This window comes from Microbulbifer sp. ARAS458-1 (genome assembly GCF_045348205.1).
Classification (GTDB): Bacteria; Pseudomonadota; Gammaproteobacteria; order Pseudomonadales; family Cellvibrionaceae; genus Microbulbifer.
The window spans coordinates 2,149,474-2,165,350 of sequence record NZ_CP155838.1 but is presented as its reverse complement, the minus strand read 5'-3'; the positions used below and the strand labels follow the sequence as shown (position 1 = coordinate 2,165,350).

The following is a 15,877-nucleotide window of genomic DNA, read 5'->3' as shown; positions in this document are numbered from 1 at the left end:
GCTGCAAGCGACGGCCAATGTCGTTACAATCGGCCCCCAAATTTCAGCGCCGCAAATGCCCCCGGTCGCGCAGCCGGGTGAACGGCCATTCAGTAACATCAAGGAAACCCATGATTCTTGCCTCGCTCGCCATTATTGCCGGATTTCTGCTGCTGATGTGGAGTGCCGATCGATTCGTCGATGGTGCTGCCGCCACTGCCAAGCACGCGGGAATGCCGCCACTGCTGATCGGCATGGTGATTGTGGGCTTTGGTACCTCAGCACCAGAAATGGTGGTATCTGCAATGGCGGCGCTGGACGGCAGCCCGGGCCTGGCACTGGGCAATGCCTACGGCTCCAATATTGCCAATACCGGTTTGATCCTCGGTGCCACAGCGCTGTTTATTCCGCTTACCGTCAACAGCAAAATCATCCACAAGGAACTGCCCCTGCTGTTGATCATTACCTGTCTTACCGCGGCATTTTTCTGGAATGGGACCCTGAGCCGAGCCGAGGGGCTGATACTGCTGGCAGGTTTTTTCGGCGTGATTGGCTGGTCGATTTATTCCGCAATCAAGGGAAAAGGCGACCTGATCGAAAGTGGCATGCAAGACAATCTGGAAGAGCACGACATGCCGCTGGGCAAGGCGATCTTCTGGGTGATAGCGGGCCTGATCCTGCTGATCATCAGCTCCCGCATGCTGGTATGGGGGGCCGTGACAATCGCACATCAGCTGGGCGTCAGTGACCTGATCATCGGACTGACGATTGTTGCACTGGGGACCTCATTGCCGGAACTGGCGGCAACGCTGGTTGCGGCAAAAAAGGGGCAACACGATATTGCCATTGGCAACGTGGTGGGCTCCAACATGTTTAACCTGTTGGCAGTGGTGGGCATTGCCGGAACCATTGCCCCCATGCCCGATGTGCCCCATGAACTTATCACCCGCGACTGGCCGATGGTGATGGGGCTGACCATCGCACTGTTTGTGTTTGGCTACGGGTTCGGCAAACGACAGGGGCGTATCAATCGGTTCGAGGGCGGCGCCCTGCTGACGGCCTATGTTGCCTACACCGCCTACCTGATCTATGAAATCACCAGTACCGCAGTGGCAACCTGACGTGATTGAATCACGCTAGCGGCGTTCAAGGCGCCGCACCCGTGCGCGGAGCTGTTCAATCTCATCCAACAGCTCCAATGCCAATGCCGCGCCCGCGTGATTTACCCCAAGATCCCGCTCCAGCCGGTACACTCGGCGCACCCGGCGGACACAGATACCACTAAATCGCAAGCCTGTACCTTCCTCCTGCGCATCAATAACCCCCTGCTCGACCATCGCCAGAACCTGCTCTGCACTCAGGTTGCAGGCGCGACACAGCTCTCGCAGAGTAAGTATGCTGTGCTCATCCAGCACTTCCGCAAGAATGTCTTCTGACTGATTACCCGATGGCATGGTCAAGCACCTCCTCGGCTATCTGAACGGCGGGGATCAAACTGGAAATGATCGCGAAACTGACGATAGGCCTCGCACTCTTCCTCACTGTGGGCGGGCGGCGTGACGATATCCAGAACCACGAATAAATCTCCCGGTTCTTTCGCCGGGAGGCCCTTGCCCTTCAGGCGCAATTTACTGCCACTTTTACTATTTGGCGGCACGGTAAGATTGAGCGCGCCGTCCGGTGTCGTTACAGGCACTTTTGCGCCTAACGCTGCTTCCCAGGGGGCCACGGGCAGCTCCATATACACTGTTTTACCCTCCACACTAAATCGGGAGTGGGGGTTGAAAACAATTTCGAGATACAGGTCGCCGGCTTTACCGTTGCCAATACCCGCCTGTCCCTGACCCGCAAGGCGTATTTGCTGACCTTCGGTCACCCCCTTGGGGATGGTGACATTGAGCGTGCGCTCTTTTACCGCCGGGCGGCCGTCCGCACCCAACTCAGAGTGCTTGAGCGTAATCTGCCGCTTGCTGCCCCGATAGCTATCTTCGATATCAATGGCGATACGCGCGTGAGTATTTTCTCCCTGGGCATGGAATGCCTGACCTCCCCGGCTGAATCCGCCCCCCTGAAAACCACGTTGCTGAAAGCCGCCCCGCCCAAACAGGCTCTCAAAAAAGTCACTGAAGGCCTCCGGGTCCGCTTCGGTATAGCCTCCACCGCGAAACTCAAATCCCTGATCCCAGTCAGGCGGCGGATTAAAATCTTCACCGCTATTCCAGTTTTTGCCGAGTTGGTCGTATGCGGCACGCTTTTCCGGGTCTTTCAATACTTCGTAGGCTTCATTCACTTCCTTGAAGCGATCTTCCGCATCATCCTCTTTACTCACATCCGGATGGAATTTACGCGCCAGCTTGCGATAGGACTTTTTGATTTCATCCTGTGATGCTGTGCGCTCTACACCCAGAATTTGATAGTAGTCGCGATACTCCATGGACGATTGCCATTTCTCGATGATGATCGATGAATGAAAAAAGGCACCCGAAGGTGCCCTTTTCCGTTCTTCCTTGAACGCTACTCGCTAAATCACAATAAGTGATCAGAAGGAGTAACCAACACCCAGGTTGAATACCCAGGGGCTGTAATCTACGTCGTCGGATACGCTCAGGCGCGGATTACGCGGCAGAGTGGTATCGGTGTAGTAGGTGGTCAGATCGGTGTCGGCGTCGATGTACAGTACCGCGGCATTTACCAGGAAGGCGCTGTCACGGCCAAAGCGGAAGTCCACACCCAGCTGACCAGCAATACCCCAGGAGTGACCCAGGCCGTAATCCACATCGCGGATGCCCAGATCCGGTTCCCAGTTGTTGATATCGTCGCGGAATTCACCGCGCAGATGCTCATCACTGAAATCGGTGTAGTTCACACCAATGCCGATGTAGGGCTGGCCCATGCAGTCGCGGCTCAGCGGATACCAGTTCAGGAACGCATTCGCATAGCTGGCATCGAAGCTGCCTACGCGGTAGCGGTCAGTGTGGTAAGTGATATCGCCGTAGCGAATATCTTCAATGTCCAGATCGTGCTGGGTTGAACCGATATACATCAGTTCTACACCCCAATGCTCGACCGGCAGCCACGCACCGGAAATATTCCAGGTGGTGTCGGAATCGACATCAAACTTTGCAGTGCTGTAGCGATCGCTCAGACGGAACTGATCGTCATCGTCGTTAGGATCTACCCAGCTGGCACCAACACGTACAATAAAATCTCCATCGCTCAACCAATCAGCAGAAGCCTGCTGGGCATTAACCAAAGCAGCTACAGCGATTGCAAGCGGTGTCAGAACGCGTGTCATTTTCATTGAGAACTCCATCGTATTCGGCAAATTAAACAGCAATTAACCCAATCACTTGTCAGTCTAGACACGCCTGTGAGTGGCTGTAGAAAAAACAACCGAAAAAAATCTTCACTTGTGGAACTTTTGCGCGATTCCGTCGCCACCTTCATCAATAAACCAAAGTGATACGCCAGGCGGAAGACGTAACCCGAAAGAAGACACAAATGCGCAGGAGGGAAATGGCGACAAAAAAGAAATTTTCGCCGCCAGACGGGAGGAAAAAGAGGCGGTATGCGCCAACTGTTTCAGAAAAGCAATGGGCGCTGCAGGGAAATAGGAAATTTTCCGTCAGTCATTCAGGCGACATTCAGGTCCCACAAACAGAAAAATCGCAAGCGTAAAGAAGTGTTGAGAAAGCAAAAATTGGCGGGGAAATCTTTATTTTTTTCCGCCACCAAGACACTGAGGGCTGTCCGGAGCCTGTCCTTGCCACTCCTCTCCGGTGTAAAGATGCAGGGCCAGCGCGTGAATGGGGCCCGCCATTTCTTCGGCCAGTACGCCGTATACTTTCTGGTGCCGCTGCACTTTTCGCAGCCCCTTCAGCGCCTCACTGACCAGCACAACACGGAAGTGCATTTCCGAACCTTCCGGCACATTGTGCATATGGCTTTCACACTGCACTTCGATATGGGATGGTTCAAAGGCTGCCGTCAGCTTTTCCTGAATCTGCTGCGCAAGAGACATACCTGCTCCTCTATCCAACACTCACTAACTCTCAAGATATGAATCAGGCCTGATTTACTTCGGCCTGGCGCTTGCGTGCTGCAACAATCGTATCGTAAGCCACTGTCACGCTTTTCATCTGATCTTCCGCATGGCGCATGAATTCTTCCGGCAGCCCTTTGGAGGCAATCTTGTCCGGGTGAAATTCCGCCGCCTTCCGACGGTAAGCCAGCTTCAGCTCGCGATCACTCGCGTCCGGGCTGCATTCCAGTATGTCGTAATGTGCCTTGAGGCTGTCACCGCTGGCCGCAGGCCCAGCACCATGCCCGAACTCATTGAACATGGCCGTAAATATGGAGGCGTGTAAGCCAAGCTCTTCAGGAATCCGTCGCAGGATCTGCTCTTCCGCCGGATGTAGCTCTCCGTCGGCAAACGCTACGGCAAAAAGCAGGCGGTAAACCATTTCCCGCATGGCCTGATTGCGGATCAGCTGACGGTACTGGCGTGCGTAGTCGTAGATCGAATACTGATCCGATTTGGCATTCTGAAATATCTTGATCGCCTGTTGGCGGTCCTCCGCATTCAGGCGCAGATTGTTGTTGATGAAGTCGTCGATCAATTGAACTTCGGCTTTGGAAACCTGGCCGTCCGCCTTGGCCATTTTCGCCAGCATCGAAAACAGAGCAACGATAAATACCGTCTGAGCGCCTTCGCGGTTAAGCGGGATACCGGCTTCACTGAGCTTTTTCAGGCCGGAGCCAAAAGAACTCCCCACCCAGGCCCCCAGGGCCGCACCGATAGGACCGCCAAACATCATGCCAATACCGGCACCGATACCCGCTCCCAACCAGGACATAACTTCTCCTTCCCGACACCTGCACTGGCGCCACTGACCGTAAAAACGGCGGCCATCTTACCACGGGGGGCGCTGCGCCCCTATTTTGCGCCAGCAAACAGGAACTGATCGGTCACGGAAGTTCATTCAGCCATAAAAAAACCGCTCTGGACACACTCGGTCCGACCACATCAGCCGGTCATGGCGCGCACCATGGTGATCATCACACCTGCCGCCACTGCGGAACCGATTACACCGGCCACATTTGGCCCCATGGCGTGCATCAACAGGAAATTGTGCGGATTTGCCTCCAGGCCCAGTTTATTGGATACACGCGCCGCCATAGGCACCGCTGAAACACCGGCAGAACCGATCAGAGGATTGACCTTGTTCTTACTCACGGTATTCATGAGCTTCGCCATCAGAACACCCGCCGCGGTGCCAATGGCAAAAGCAACGATACCCAGCGCAAGGATACCGAGGGTTTTCGGGTCAAGGAATTTGTCCGCCGCCAGTTTGGAACCCACAGAGAGCCCCAGAAAAATGGTGGTGATATTGATGAGCGCATTCTGTGCCGTATCCGACAATCGGGAAACCACTCCGCACTCACGCATCAGATTACCAAAGCAGAACATACCCAACAGCGGTGCTGCATCCGGCAGGAAAAGCGCTACCAGGATCAGTAGCACCAGCGGGAAAACGATTTTCTCGCGCTTGCTCACATGCCGCAGTTGCACCATTTCAATTCGACGCTCCTGCTCCGTGGTCAGGGCACGCATAATGGGAGGCTGAATCAGGGGTACCAGCGCCATATAGGAATAGGCGGCTACCGCAATCGCACCCAGCAGGTCAGGTGCCAGCAGACTGGAAACGTAAATTGCCGTCGGGCCGTCCGCACCACCGATGATGCCGATAGCGGCCGCGTCAGCGATAGAGAAATCCATAATGCCAGCGGCGGACATGGCCACCGCGCCCAGTACCGTTGCGAAGATACCAAACTGCGCCGCGGCACCCAGAAACAAGGTGCGAGGATTGGCCAACAGAGGACCGAAATCGGTCATGGCACCAACGCCCATAAAGATCACCAGTGGCGCTACACCGGAGGCAATGGCAACGTTATAGAAGTTGTACAACATGCCATTGGAGAAACCCGCATCCGCAGCGATCTGGGAGGCTCGCTCTGCGGCAGCGGCCGGTGCGCTTTCCAGAGCGGCCTTGAGGCTTTCGATGGATTCCGAGGCACCAAGGCCGAGCGCCTGTGACAGCTGCGCCAGAACACCCGCATCACCGGAGGCAATCGCAGCTTCTACCGCAGGTAGTGCCAGGTTTGCCCCAGGGATATTTGCCAGAATACCGCCGAAACCGATCGGTACCAGCAACAGCGGCTCAAAGTTTTTGCGAATGGCCAGGAACAGCAGACCAAGGCACACCACAATCATGGAGAACTGGCCGATGGTCATCTGGTTGGCGCCGGATGAAAGCCAGAGGTTCGTTAAATTTTCCACAGTGGCCCCCGTTACGCGATGGTTAGCAGGCTATCGCCCACCGCCACAGAGTCACCTTCTTTAATGGTGACACCGGTTACGCTACCGGCGCGGGGGGCACTGACGGCCGTTTCCATTTTCATGGCTTCCAGAATCACGATGTTCTGGCCTTCCGCGACCTGGTCACCGGGTTTTACCAGCACCTTGAAGATATTACCTGCCAACGGCGCTTTTACCGGCTCGCCTGAGCCCTCAGCGGGTGAAGAGCCCTCAGCGGATGATGAACCCGCAGAGCCGACCGGGGCTGCGCCACCCACTTTCACCATACCGGTGACATCGCCGCCGTCAGCCACGGTGACGGTATAACTTTCGCCTTCCACGGAAACCGTGTACACCGATTCGCCTTGGTCATTTTTGACTTCGCTGGACTCATTGCCAGTGGGTACCGGTTCGAAGGCAGAGGCATCGCCGCGGTTCTTGAGGAATTTCAGACCGATCTGCGGGAAAAGTGCGTAAGTCAGCACATCGTCGATCTCACCATCGCCATCGGTCAGTGCAATATTGTCTTCTGCAGATTTCTGCTTTAACTCTGCAGCCAGCTTGTCCAGCTCCGGGGCAATCAGATCCGCCGGGCGACAGGTTACCGGTTCACCACCGTCGAGCACTTTGTCCTGCAGCTCTTTATTCACTTCCGCCGGGGTCGCGCCATACTCACCTTTCAATACTGCGGCGGTTTCTTTGGAAATGGACTTGTACCGCTCGCCCGTCAATACGTTAAGCACGGACTGAGTACCCACGATCTGCGAAGTCGGCGTGACCAGCGGGATGTAACCGAGATCTTTGCGCACGCGGGGAATCTCTTCCAGTACCTCGTCCAGACGATCGCCGGCGCCCTGCTCGCGCAGCTGATTTTCCATGTTGGTCAACATACCACCGGGCACCTGCGCTACCAGAATACGGGAGTCCACGCCGCGCAGGGAGCCTTCGAATTTCGCGTACTTTTTGCGGACCTCACGGAAGTAAGCCGCGATTTCTTCCAACAGATTGATGTCCAGACCGGTATCACGATCGGTGCCTTCGAGGATCGCCACAACTGCCTCGGTAGGGCTGTGTCCATAGGTCATGGACATGGAAGATATTGCGGTATCGATATTATCGATACCGGCTTCCACACACTTCAGTGCGGTGGCCGTCGAAAGGCCCGTAGTGGCGTGGCACTGCATATGGATGGGAATATCCACGGCCGCTTTCAGCTTGGAGACCAGCTCGTAGCCTTCGTAGGGGCGCAGCAGGCCGGCCATATCTTTAATGGCAATGGAGTCCGCCCCCATATCTTCAATCTGGCGTCCCAGATCAACCCACATGTCCATGTTGTGCACAGGGCTCACGGTATAAGAGATGGTGCCCTGTGCATGCTTACCCTGCTTCTTCACCGCCGCCAGTGCAGTCTTCAGGTTTCGCATATCGTTCATGGCATCGAACACGCGGAAAACATCCACGCCGTTGGTGGCCGCTCGCTCGACAAATTTTTCCACCACGTCATCCGCATAGTGGCGGTAGCCCAAAATATTCTGACCGCGGAACAACATCTGCTGCGGAGTATTGGGCATGGCCTTTTTCAGTTCACGAATGCGCTCCCAGGGGTCCTCACCCAAATAACGGATACAGGCATCAAAGGTGGCGCCACCCCAGGATTCGAGAGACCAGAAACCGACCTTATCCAGCTTTTCCGCAATGGGTAGCATGTCGTCCAACCGCAAGCGGGTGGCGAACAGGGACTGGTGGGCGTCACGCAGAACTACGTCGGTAATTCCGAGCGGGGATTTTTTAACTAAAGAGTTAACCTCAGTCATAGGTGGTCTCTCTTCAAAATTGATCTTGGCAAATGAAAATTGGTGTTGCTTTTATCCGCGAGTCCACGCGAGCAGTGATTCCGCGCGGCAAGCCGGCACACAGCTCCGGCGCAACGTTTCGCAAATTATTTGCGACGGTTACGGTGCTGCTCGATAGCAGCCTGGATAATTTTGCGCAGGCGTTGATCGCCGGCGGGGGATTGGGGGGCGGACGCCGGAGAAGGCGCGGCAACGGGTTCGGGCTCGGGGAAGAAGCGCGTCATGACACGGGACATGACCGTGGTACAGATCACCAACAGCAGCAGAAATGTAAATACGATTCCCATGCCGAACAGTGTGATGTCCAGTCCTTGCTGCAGTAGTGCGTCTTGCACGGTAACCCCCTCGCTTCGTTGCTTTTATTACTCTGGTTATTGCTCTGGTTGTATACCGGACTCAGGTAGTGTCCTGGCCTAGCGATACCAGTCTTATTGTGCAGATCTCCGCAACCTGCATTCGAGCGGGCGATATTATCAGTAAAAGAACCTTTCAAAATCAAACACTTATTAGTTACAGAAGCAACCAAGAACCGCGACAAAACCCTCTATTTCGACCAATTTGCCTGCCAGATTCGACCAGTTAGCCCCGCAGGTCCGCCCCGGCGTCGCCTGTTGGGCCCGCCACCTGTGACTCTCCAGCTAGCGCCTGCGGCACTGCGCAATATCTAACCAGGCAGAAGGTTTTCTCGTACAATGCGTGCGCTTAGCCAATTCCAAGTTGTACGCACGGACCATTTTTGCCACCCATGAACACAGAATCAGCTCAAACCAAGACGCCCTTGATCTATCAGGCCCCTATGGAAGGCGTGATCGACCACCATGTCCGTGCCCTGCTGTCAAAGATTGGGGGCGTGGATGTGTGTGTCACAGAGTTTGTGCGCGTAACCCATACCAAACTGCCACGGCGCGTATTTACCCGCCTGTGCCCGGAGCTGGACCAGGGGGCAGTAACTCCAACGGGCACACCAGTGAAATTGCAGCTGCTGGGGGGCAATCCCACCGCGATGGCATTCAACGCGATCCGTGCGGTAGAAGCGGGCGCAACCGCGATCGATCTCAACTTCGGGTGCCCGGCCAAACAGGTGAACAACAGTGATGGCGGTGCCTGCCTGTTGAAATCACCATCGCGGGTGGAAGCGGTTGTGGCCGCAGTGCGCCAGGCGGTGCCCCCAGAGATCCCGGTATCGGCGAAAATCCGCCTGGGGTTCGAAGACCGCAGTGCCTATATGGACAACGCCCGCGCGGCGGAAGCCGGAGGTGCGTCGGAACTGGCGGTACACGCCCGCTCGAAAGTCGATGGCTATCGGCCACCGGCCTATTGGGAGTACATCGGTGAAATTCGCCAGGCCCTGGACATTCCCGTGATAGCGAATGGCGATTTGTGGACGCTGGCAGACTTCCAGCGCTGCCGCGAGGTTACCGGCTGTGACGCTTATATGTTTGGCCGCAGCCTGTTGGCGCGCCCGGACATCGGCCTGCAGATTCGGGCGCTCTGCGCCGGAGACAAGGTGACGCCCCTCACCTGGCCCGAGGTCGCCAGTATCCTCTATGAGTACTACACCACCACCAAGGATATCTATCCCGCCAAATACCTGGGTAATCGGGTCAAGCAGTGGCTGGCCTATCTGAAGCTGAGCTTTCCGCAGGCGCAGGTGTTCTTTGAGCAGATCAAACGCCACCGGGATCCGGAGATTCTGGAGTGGGCATTTGCTCAGCATCTAGACCAATCCGGGACGGAATTACAGGATCAACTGGCTTCGTAAGAAAAATCCCAAAAAACTGCTTGCATTGGTACAGAAGGCGCGGCAGAATGCGCGCCCTATCGAGCTGAAGCAAAGGTTTCGGCCAGCAGCAAAAGCTCGGTAACTTGCGGATTTTTAAAGAGTTTTTAAAAAATCTTTTTAAAAAAATGTTGACGAAGCCAAGGCAAGTCACTATAGTTCGCAACCACAACGACGCGCTCGTAGCTCAGCTGGATAGAGTACCTGGCTACGAACCAGGCGGTCGGAGGTTCGAATCCTCCCGAGCGCGCCATACAAGAGGCCCTGAACTCGCAAGAGTTCGGGGCTTTTTCTTTTCCGCGCTCTGCTCCCCGGCTCAACTTTTCCAAATTTGACGCACCCGTCAGCTATCCTTAGTCAGGTACCGGAAAATAAAACCTTTTCCGCCAGACGTAATCTGATAATGAAATGCCCCTGCGTGGCGGCATCACACAACAAGTATTACTGGGGGTTGTATGACCACAGAACTTATCGAACTCGTCGATGCACGAGTTTCCCCTACCGGACAGTTCGATATTCTTTCCAAATATGAGATCCACAAGCTCACCGACACCAGCCGCGGCCCGCAAAACACCATTTTCCGCAACTGTGCCCTGGCCGTTCTGAACTGCGGCAATTACATGGACGACGGCAAGGAGCTGCTGGAAAAGTTTTCCGACTTCGATATCTCCGTCATCCCCACCGAGCGCTCGGTCAAACTCAAGGTCTGCAATGCACCGGCCACCGCTTTTGTGGACGGGCGTATGATCCAAGGTATTGCTGAACATCTGTTCGCGGTGTTGCGGGACATCATTTACGTCAGAAGTGAGATTACCGGCGACCCTCGCTACGATCTGGTCTCAGCTCAGGGTGTGACAGACGCGGTATTTCATATCCTGAGAAACGCCGGCACCTTTGATCGTACCCGTGCCCCCCGCCTTGTGGTCTGCTGGGGCGGCCACTCAATTTCCAGAGAGGAGTACGACTACACCAAAAAGGTGGGCTATGAACTGGCACTACGCAGCCTGGATATCTGCACTGGCTGCGGCCCGGGCGCCATGAAAGGCCCCATGAAAGGCGCCACCATCGGCCACGCAAAGCAGCGCGATGCGCACGGTCAGTACCTGGGCATCACCGAGCCTGGAATTATTGCCGCAGAGGCACCCAACCCGATCGTCAATCAGCTGGTGATCATGCCGGACATTGAGAAGCGCCTGGAAGCATTTGTGCGTACCGGTCACGGGATCGTTGTATTCCCCGGTGGCGCCGGAACTGCGGAAGAGATTCTGTACCTGCTTGGCATCCTGCTGCATCAGGACAATAAGGAGCAGCCCTTCCCGGTTATTTTCACTGGGCCCGCCAGCGCTGCGGAATACTTTGAACAGATTGACCGGTTCATTGGCGAGACACTTGGAGACGAAGCGCAGTCACGTTACCAGATCATTATCGACGACCCGCAGGAGGTAGGCCGCCAGATGTCTGCGGGTATCCTGAAGGTGCGCCAGTACCGCAAGGACACCGGAGACGCGTACTACTACAACTGGAAGCTGAAGGTCTCCACCGAGTTTCAACGTCCGTTTGTTCCCAGCCATGAAAACATGCGCGCGCTCGCACTGCACAACAACCAGGAGCCTTACCTACTGGCGGCAAATTTACGCCGGGCCTTTTCCGGTATTGTTTCCGGAAATGTGAAGGATGAAGGTATTCGCAATGTGGAGAAAAACGGCCCCTACGAACTGCGTGGAGATCCGGCATTAATGCGCAGTATGGATACGCTGCTGAACTCCTTTGTGAAACAGCAGCGGATGAAATTACCAGGAAAAGCGTATACGCCCTGCTACACCATCGCCACAAACTAACGACGGATTTTATCAAGCTCCGCCACCGCTTCAGGTGGCGGCCTCTACGCCGCGCTCCGTGGTCGGCGACACCGCTTCCGCCTCCTCCTCGGGTGCGATCAGACTGACAATCTGCCAGTCCTCCTTAATCTCAAATTCATGCCCAATTGTGCAGATGTGGATCTTCCCCTGGGGATCTACCGCATACAGCGGGGTAGCGCGATTGCCGTAAGTTTTCCCATAGTCTTCCAGGGTAAACTCTTCGCTGAGCCGCGTTGTGCGTATGGTCGCGCCCCTTGCGGTGAGGCTCGCCAGGCGCCCGTAAGTGGCGTTTTCGGAAAACAGGATCAGCTTCCGTGCGTACTCTTCCGATACCTGATGGCTGGCCCTTCCGGCCTGAGAGCCTGGGTTCAGACCAAACACCGCGTCATCTCCCAGCATGTGCTCAAAGTGATAAGTCACCAGCGGATTGAGCTGTTTGTATGGCGACAGGACCAGCACCTTGCCAACCGTGGATATATCCATGGTCAGACTGGCGTGTTCGGAAATGGGATTACCATAATAGGTGGGGATATTGTCCATACGCGCCTCACTGATGCTATCCCAGTTGGTATCCGCGATCCGCACCGGTACCTCTTTCTGCATCAAGTCTTTCGCCAGCATCCGGGCGAATTTGCCTCCACCGAAAATCAGGAACCCATTGGGGTATGGCGCACGTACCCCCAGAAGCCTGGCAATAGGTTTAGACGTCAGACTCTGAACAACCACGGTGGTGATAATCAGGAGGAACACCATGGGTACCAGCAACTCGGATTTCGGCAGCCCGAAGGACTCCATTTTCAGTGCGAAGAGCGCAGACACTGCGGCGGCAACAATGCCGCGGGGAGCAATCCAGCTCAAAAGCGTCAGCTCCCGCCAGTTCAGACCCGAGCCCGGCGCCGACAGAAAAACCGAGAGGGGGCGGGCAACGTACATAATTGCGGCAAGTACCAACACAGCCCCCCATCCAAGTTGCGCCAGAGTGAACAATTCCACCCTGGCTGCCAACAGAATAAACAGTGCCGAAATCAGCAGCACGCTGAGGGTTTCCTTGAATTCCAGGATGTCGTCGACGTCGAGGCCCTTCATGTTTGCCATCCAGATCCCCATTACCGTCACTGTCAGCAGCCCGGACTCATGAGCCATAAGGTCGGATGCAGCATAGGCGCCGAGCATCAGGGTCAGCACGGCGGTATTGCGCAGATAATGTGGTACCCAGTTGTTGCGCAGCAAAGTACCGAGAAAATGGCCCATCAGGGAACCGAGGCCAAACCCGATCACCACCACTTTCAACAGCAGAATCAGTGAGTGCTCAAACGGATTCTGGGTGGCAACAATATATTCGTAAACAAGTACCGCAAGGAGCGCGCCGATGGGATCAATCACGATGCCTTCCCAGCGCAGGATATTGGAGATTCGGGTGTTGGGTCGCACGGTGCGCAACATAGGTACGATTACCGTCGGCCCGGTAACCGTGACGATGGCACCAAACAGCGCCGCCAGCTGCATGGGCATGCCGAGCACATAGTAAGCAACCGGAGTGGCCACCAGCCAAGTGACCAGTGCCCCCAGAGTACACAGGTTGCGCACCATGGTACCGTGGCCGGCAAGGTCTGAAAGTTTCAGGGTAAGCGCACCCTCAAACAGAATGATCGCTACCGCCAGAGATACCAGTGGAAATAAAAGATCTCCGAACAAGGCGTCCGGGTCCAAGGCTCCGGTGACCGGCCCCAACGCCAGTCCCGCCAGTAGAAGCGGAAGAATCGCCGGCAGCTTCAACATATACGCCAGGTACTGACAGGCGATCGAAACGATGCCCACCAGCACCAGCATGGCCATAGGGTTTGAAAGAATCTGTTCCATAGAAAAGCATTTGCCAAAATCCGATTACTGGCCGTTACCCTACCATATGGAACCACTCACCCATCACGGCAATTTTTACGCAGAGAACCCCTCCAGCACAATCTTGCCTACAGAGCTGTTACTTTCAACCTGCTTGTGCGCGCGGATCAGATTTTCTGCGTTAATGGCTCCGTAGTGCTCGCCCTGCGTTGACCGAATTATCCCTTTGTCGATCAGCTGTGACAGCGCGGCTAACAGGTCGTGTTGCTTCTGCATATCCGCAGTACTGAACATGGAGCGGGTATACATGAACTCCCAGTGAAGCGAGATCGACTTGGTCTTCAGCTTGAGAACATCCAGTCCCTCCTGCGGGTCATCAATCAGCGCCAGCTTGCCCTGTGGTGCCAGCACCTCTACCAGCTGATCAAAGTGCTCGCCGGTATGGGTGAGACTGACCACGTGGGTCACGCCGTCGAGCCCCAGTGCCTGTAACTGCGGCAGCATGGGTTGGTGATGATTGATCACATGGTCCGCCCCCAGATCCATCACCCAGCTTCGGCTTTTTTCCCGCGAAGCGGTGCCAATGACAGTTGCCCCCGTCAGCTTCTTGGCCAGCTGGATCAGGATTGAGCCAACGCCACCTGCCGCGCCAACGATCAGTATCCGGGCAGCCTCACCGGTGTCGGTAAAACCCTGTGCATACGGTTTCACGTCGGCGGGCAGTTGCGCGACAAACCCCAGGCGGTCAAACAGCAATTCCCAGGCGGTGATCGCAGTAAGCGGCATGGCTGCAGCCTGAGTATCGGAGAGCGACGCCGGCTTTATCCCGACAATCCGCTCATCCACCAGCTGGTACTCTGCGTTAGATCCCTGGCGCGTCAGGTCCCCCGCGTACCAGACCGAGTCACCGACCTCAAACAGAGAGACCTCGTCTCCCGCAGCCACCACCTCTCCCACAGCGTCCCACCCCAAGACCTTGTGTTCAGCTTTATCAGGGGCGACAGACACGCGGATTTTCGTATCTACCGGATTTACCGAGATGGCGCGTACCTTCACTAAGAGATCCCGCCCGGTGGCGTGTGGCATCGGCAGGTTCACATCGGCAAGGGCACCAGGCGCGTTGATATCAAGGGGCTGGGTATAGGCAACGGCTTTCATAAAGTTGATCCTCGGTTGTATCCCCATGGTATGGAGACGAATATAGGTTGACCCGGGTATTGTCGCCATGGGATTACATGCTATAAACAGATCAATACAACAAACATATTCAAAATATTTTTGATAATGAATACCGACGATCTACAACTGTTTGTGCATACGGCTGATATCGGCAGCATTACCCGCGCGGCCCAGCAAATGGACCTAACTCCTGCCGCTGCCAGCGCCGCACTCAAGAGGCTGGAAAAGCAGCTCCAGGCGCAGCTGTTCATCCGCTCTACCCGCCAGCTGCGGATTACCGAGGAAGGCGAACGGTTTCTGATGTACTGCCGAAAAGCGTTGACGGTGCTGGAAGAAGGACGCGCGTCCCTGGGGAACAGTGGTGGGAAGATCGCCGGTGAGCTGCGTCTGTCCGCCCCATCGGATCTGGGGCGTAATATCCTGCTGGGCTGGCTGGATGAGGTCATGAGCCTGCATCCGGAGCTCAGCATCAGCCTGACGCTGGGAGACTCTTTATCCGACTTTTATCTGGACCGGGTGGACCTGGCGATCCGCTATGGCAATCTCGCCGACTCCTCGCGTATCGCCTTTAAACTGGCAACAACAGAGCGCGTACTCTGTGCCTCCCCGGACTATATTGCTCGATTTGGCGCCCCGGAGAACGCCCAGGCACTGCTGCAACACAACTGCCTGTTATTCCAGCTAAGCGGTCGCGTCAATGATATCTGGGAGCTGGTTCCCGCCAAAGGCTCCGAACATAAAGCGGAAAAAATTCGAGTCACCAGCAATCGCACCACCAATGACGCTGATGTAGTTCGCCGCTGGACCATCGCCGGCAAGGGTATTTCATTCAAAGCCAGACTGGATATGTCCAATGAACTGCGCAACGGTACACTGGTGCGCGTCCTGCCAGAGCTTCAGTCGCACCCGATCGAGCTCAACCTGGTGTGCCCTTCACGCAGACAGGTCACCCCGGCGGTGCTGCTGTTGCGGGATTTTCTGCGGCAAAAATTCGCACAACAGCTGGCGCAGTAACTACGACCCTTGGCCG

General features: G+C 55.8%; 15 protein-coding genes and 1 tRNA gene. 6 read left to right on the top strand and 10 right to left on the bottom strand.

Translation table 11 applies throughout. From position 1 onward, the window contains the following. The first annotated feature begins 110 nt into the window (after positions 1-110). Positions 111-1,100, top strand: a complete 990-nt coding sequence (locus AAFH99_RS08815; RefSeq protein WP_406827532.1) for a calcium/sodium antiporter — start codon at positions 111-113, stop codon at positions 1,098-1,100. Between the two features lie 15 nt (positions 1,101-1,115). Here the strand turns inward: AAFH99_RS08815 and AAFH99_RS08810 are convergent, their stop codons facing one another. The 3 genes from AAFH99_RS08810 to AAFH99_RS08800 all read right to left on the bottom strand — a co-directional run bounded on the left by AAFH99_RS08810 (position 1,116) and on the right by AAFH99_RS08800 (position 3,280). Then, on the bottom strand, positions 1,116-1,433 hold the full coding sequence (locus AAFH99_RS08810; RefSeq protein ID WP_406827531.1) for a chaperone modulator CbpM: 318 nt from the start codon (positions 1,431-1,433) through the stop codon (positions 1,116-1,118). A gap of 2 nt (positions 1,434-1,435) precedes the next feature. Continuing rightward, a complete protein-coding gene (locus AAFH99_RS08805; protein ID WP_406827530.1) occupies positions 1,436-2,413 on the bottom strand; it encodes a DnaJ C-terminal domain-containing protein in 978 nt (325 codons plus the stop codon). A gap of 105 nt (positions 2,414-2,518) precedes the next feature. Next, positions 2,519-3,280 carry an OmpW family protein gene (locus AAFH99_RS08800; RefSeq protein WP_043316940.1) on the bottom strand — a complete coding sequence of 254 codons (762 nt, stop codon included), beginning with the start codon at positions 3,278-3,280 and terminating at the stop codon, positions 2,519-2,521. 73 nt (positions 3,281-3,353) lie between these two features. Between AAFH99_RS08800 and AAFH99_RS08795 the strand changes: the two genes are divergently transcribed. Then, on the top strand, positions 3,354-3,593 hold the full coding sequence (locus AAFH99_RS08795) for a hypothetical protein (RefSeq protein WP_156035139.1): 240 nt from the start codon (positions 3,354-3,356) through the stop codon (positions 3,591-3,593). A gap of 101 nt (positions 3,594-3,694) precedes the next feature. Here the strand turns inward: AAFH99_RS08795 and AAFH99_RS08790 are convergent, their stop codons facing one another. From AAFH99_RS08790 to AAFH99_RS08770, 5 genes are all read right to left on the bottom strand, one after another. Next, positions 3,695-4,000: a BolA family transcriptional regulator gene (locus AAFH99_RS08790; RefSeq protein ID WP_043316942.1), complete on the bottom strand. Its 306-nt coding sequence runs from the start codon at positions 3,998-4,000 to the stop codon at positions 3,695-3,697. Positions 4,001-4,043: 43 nt separating this feature from the next. Next, positions 4,044-4,835 carry a co-chaperone DjlA gene (djlA, locus tag AAFH99_RS08785; RefSeq protein WP_043316944.1) on the bottom strand — a complete coding sequence of 264 codons (792 nt, stop codon included), beginning with the start codon at positions 4,833-4,835 and terminating at the stop codon, positions 4,044-4,046. Positions 4,836-5,005: 170 nt separating this feature from the next. Further along, positions 5,006-6,319: a sodium ion-translocating decarboxylase subunit beta gene (locus AAFH99_RS08780; RefSeq protein WP_043316947.1), complete on the bottom strand. Its 1,314-nt coding sequence runs from the start codon at positions 6,317-6,319 to the stop codon at positions 5,006-5,008. A gap of 11 nt (positions 6,320-6,330) precedes the next feature. Further along, positions 6,331-8,151 carry a sodium-extruding oxaloacetate decarboxylase subunit alpha gene (gene oadA, locus AAFH99_RS08775; RefSeq protein WP_406827528.1) on the bottom strand — a complete coding sequence of 607 codons (1,821 nt, stop codon included), beginning with the start codon at positions 8,149-8,151 and terminating at the stop codon, positions 6,331-6,333. 125 nt (positions 8,152-8,276) lie between these two features. Beyond that, positions 8,277-8,525 carry an OadG family protein gene (locus tag AAFH99_RS08770; protein WP_043316951.1) on the bottom strand — a complete coding sequence of 83 codons (249 nt, stop codon included), beginning with the start codon at positions 8,523-8,525 and terminating at the stop codon, positions 8,277-8,279. 410 nt (positions 8,526-8,935) lie between these two features. Here AAFH99_RS08770 and AAFH99_RS08765 point away from each other — a divergent pair, with 410 nt between their 5' ends. From AAFH99_RS08765 to ppnN, 3 genes are all read left to right on the top strand, one after another. Next, entirely contained in the window at positions 8,936-9,952 is a 1,017-nt protein-coding gene (locus AAFH99_RS08765; protein WP_406827527.1) for a tRNA dihydrouridine synthase, read from the top strand. A gap of 194 nt (positions 9,953-10,146) precedes the next feature. Further along, positions 10,147-10,223 (top strand) — tRNA-Arg (locus AAFH99_RS08760). 202 nt (positions 10,224-10,425) lie between these two features. Beyond that, positions 10,426-11,808, top strand: a complete 1,383-nt coding sequence (gene ppnN / locus AAFH99_RS08755; protein ID WP_043316956.1) for a nucleotide 5'-monophosphate nucleosidase PpnN — start codon at positions 10,426-10,428, stop codon at positions 11,806-11,808. A gap of 30 nt (positions 11,809-11,838) precedes the next feature. Here the strand turns inward: ppnN and AAFH99_RS08750 are convergent, their stop codons facing one another. After that, complete coding sequence (locus AAFH99_RS08750) at positions 11,839-13,689, bottom strand: sodium:proton antiporter (RefSeq protein ID WP_043316958.1); 1,851 nt, start codon at positions 13,687-13,689, stop codon at positions 11,839-11,841. A gap of 75 nt (positions 13,690-13,764) precedes the next feature. Further along, entirely contained in the window at positions 13,765-14,826 is a 1,062-nt protein-coding gene (locus AAFH99_RS08745) for a zinc-binding alcohol dehydrogenase family protein (RefSeq protein WP_406827525.1), read from the bottom strand. Positions 14,827-14,952: 126 nt separating this feature from the next. Here AAFH99_RS08745 and AAFH99_RS08740 point away from each other — a divergent pair, with 126 nt between their 5' ends. Next, positions 14,953-15,861 carry a LysR family transcriptional regulator gene (locus tag AAFH99_RS08740; protein ID WP_406827524.1) on the top strand — a complete coding sequence of 303 codons (909 nt, stop codon included), beginning with the start codon at positions 14,953-14,955 and terminating at the stop codon, positions 15,859-15,861. Positions 15,862-15,877 lie beyond the last annotated feature (16 nt).

What these genes read in the sequence shown, in the direction of transcription:
- AAFH99_RS08815 (WP_406827532.1), top strand. Translation starts at nt 111, where the DNA reads ATGATTCTTGCCTCGCTCGCCATTATTGCCGGATTTCTGCTGCTGATG.
- AAFH99_RS08810 (WP_406827531.1), bottom strand. Translation starts at nt 1,433, where the DNA reads ATGCCATCGGGTAATCAGTCAGAAGACATTCTTGCGGAAGTGCTGGAT.
- AAFH99_RS08805 (WP_406827530.1), bottom strand. Translation starts at nt 2,413, where the DNA reads ATGGAGTATCGCGACTACTATCAAATTCTGGGTGTAGAGCGCACAGCA.
- AAFH99_RS08800 (WP_043316940.1), bottom strand. Translation starts at nt 3,280, where the DNA reads ATGAAAATGACACGCGTTCTGACACCGCTTGCAATCGCTGTAGCTGCT.
- AAFH99_RS08790 (WP_043316942.1), bottom strand. Translation starts at nt 4,000, where the DNA reads ATGTCTCTTGCGCAGCAGATTCAGGAAAAGCTGACGGCAGCCTTTGAA.
- djlA (WP_043316944.1), bottom strand. Translation starts at nt 4,835, where the DNA reads ATGTCCTGGTTGGGAGCGGGTATCGGTGCCGGTATTGGCATGATGTTT.
- oadA (WP_406827528.1), bottom strand. Translation starts at nt 8,151, where the DNA reads ATGACTGAGGTTAACTCTTTAGTTAAAAAATCCCCGCTCGGAATTACC.
- AAFH99_RS08765 (WP_406827527.1), top strand. Translation starts at nt 8,936, where the DNA reads ATGAACACAGAATCAGCTCAAACCAAGACGCCCTTGATCTATCAGGCC.
- ppnN (WP_043316956.1), top strand. Translation starts at nt 10,426, where the DNA reads ATGACCACAGAACTTATCGAACTCGTCGATGCACGAGTTTCCCCTACC.
- AAFH99_RS08750 (WP_043316958.1), bottom strand. Translation starts at nt 13,689, where the DNA reads ATGGAACAGATTCTTTCAAACCCTATGGCCATGCTGGTGCTGGTGGGC.
- AAFH99_RS08745 (WP_406827525.1), bottom strand. Translation starts at nt 14,826, where the DNA reads ATGAAAGCCGTTGCCTATACCCAGCCCCTTGATATCAACGCGCCTGGT.
- AAFH99_RS08740 (WP_406827524.1), top strand. Translation starts at nt 14,953, where the DNA reads ATGAATACCGACGATCTACAACTGTTTGTGCATACGGCTGATATCGGC.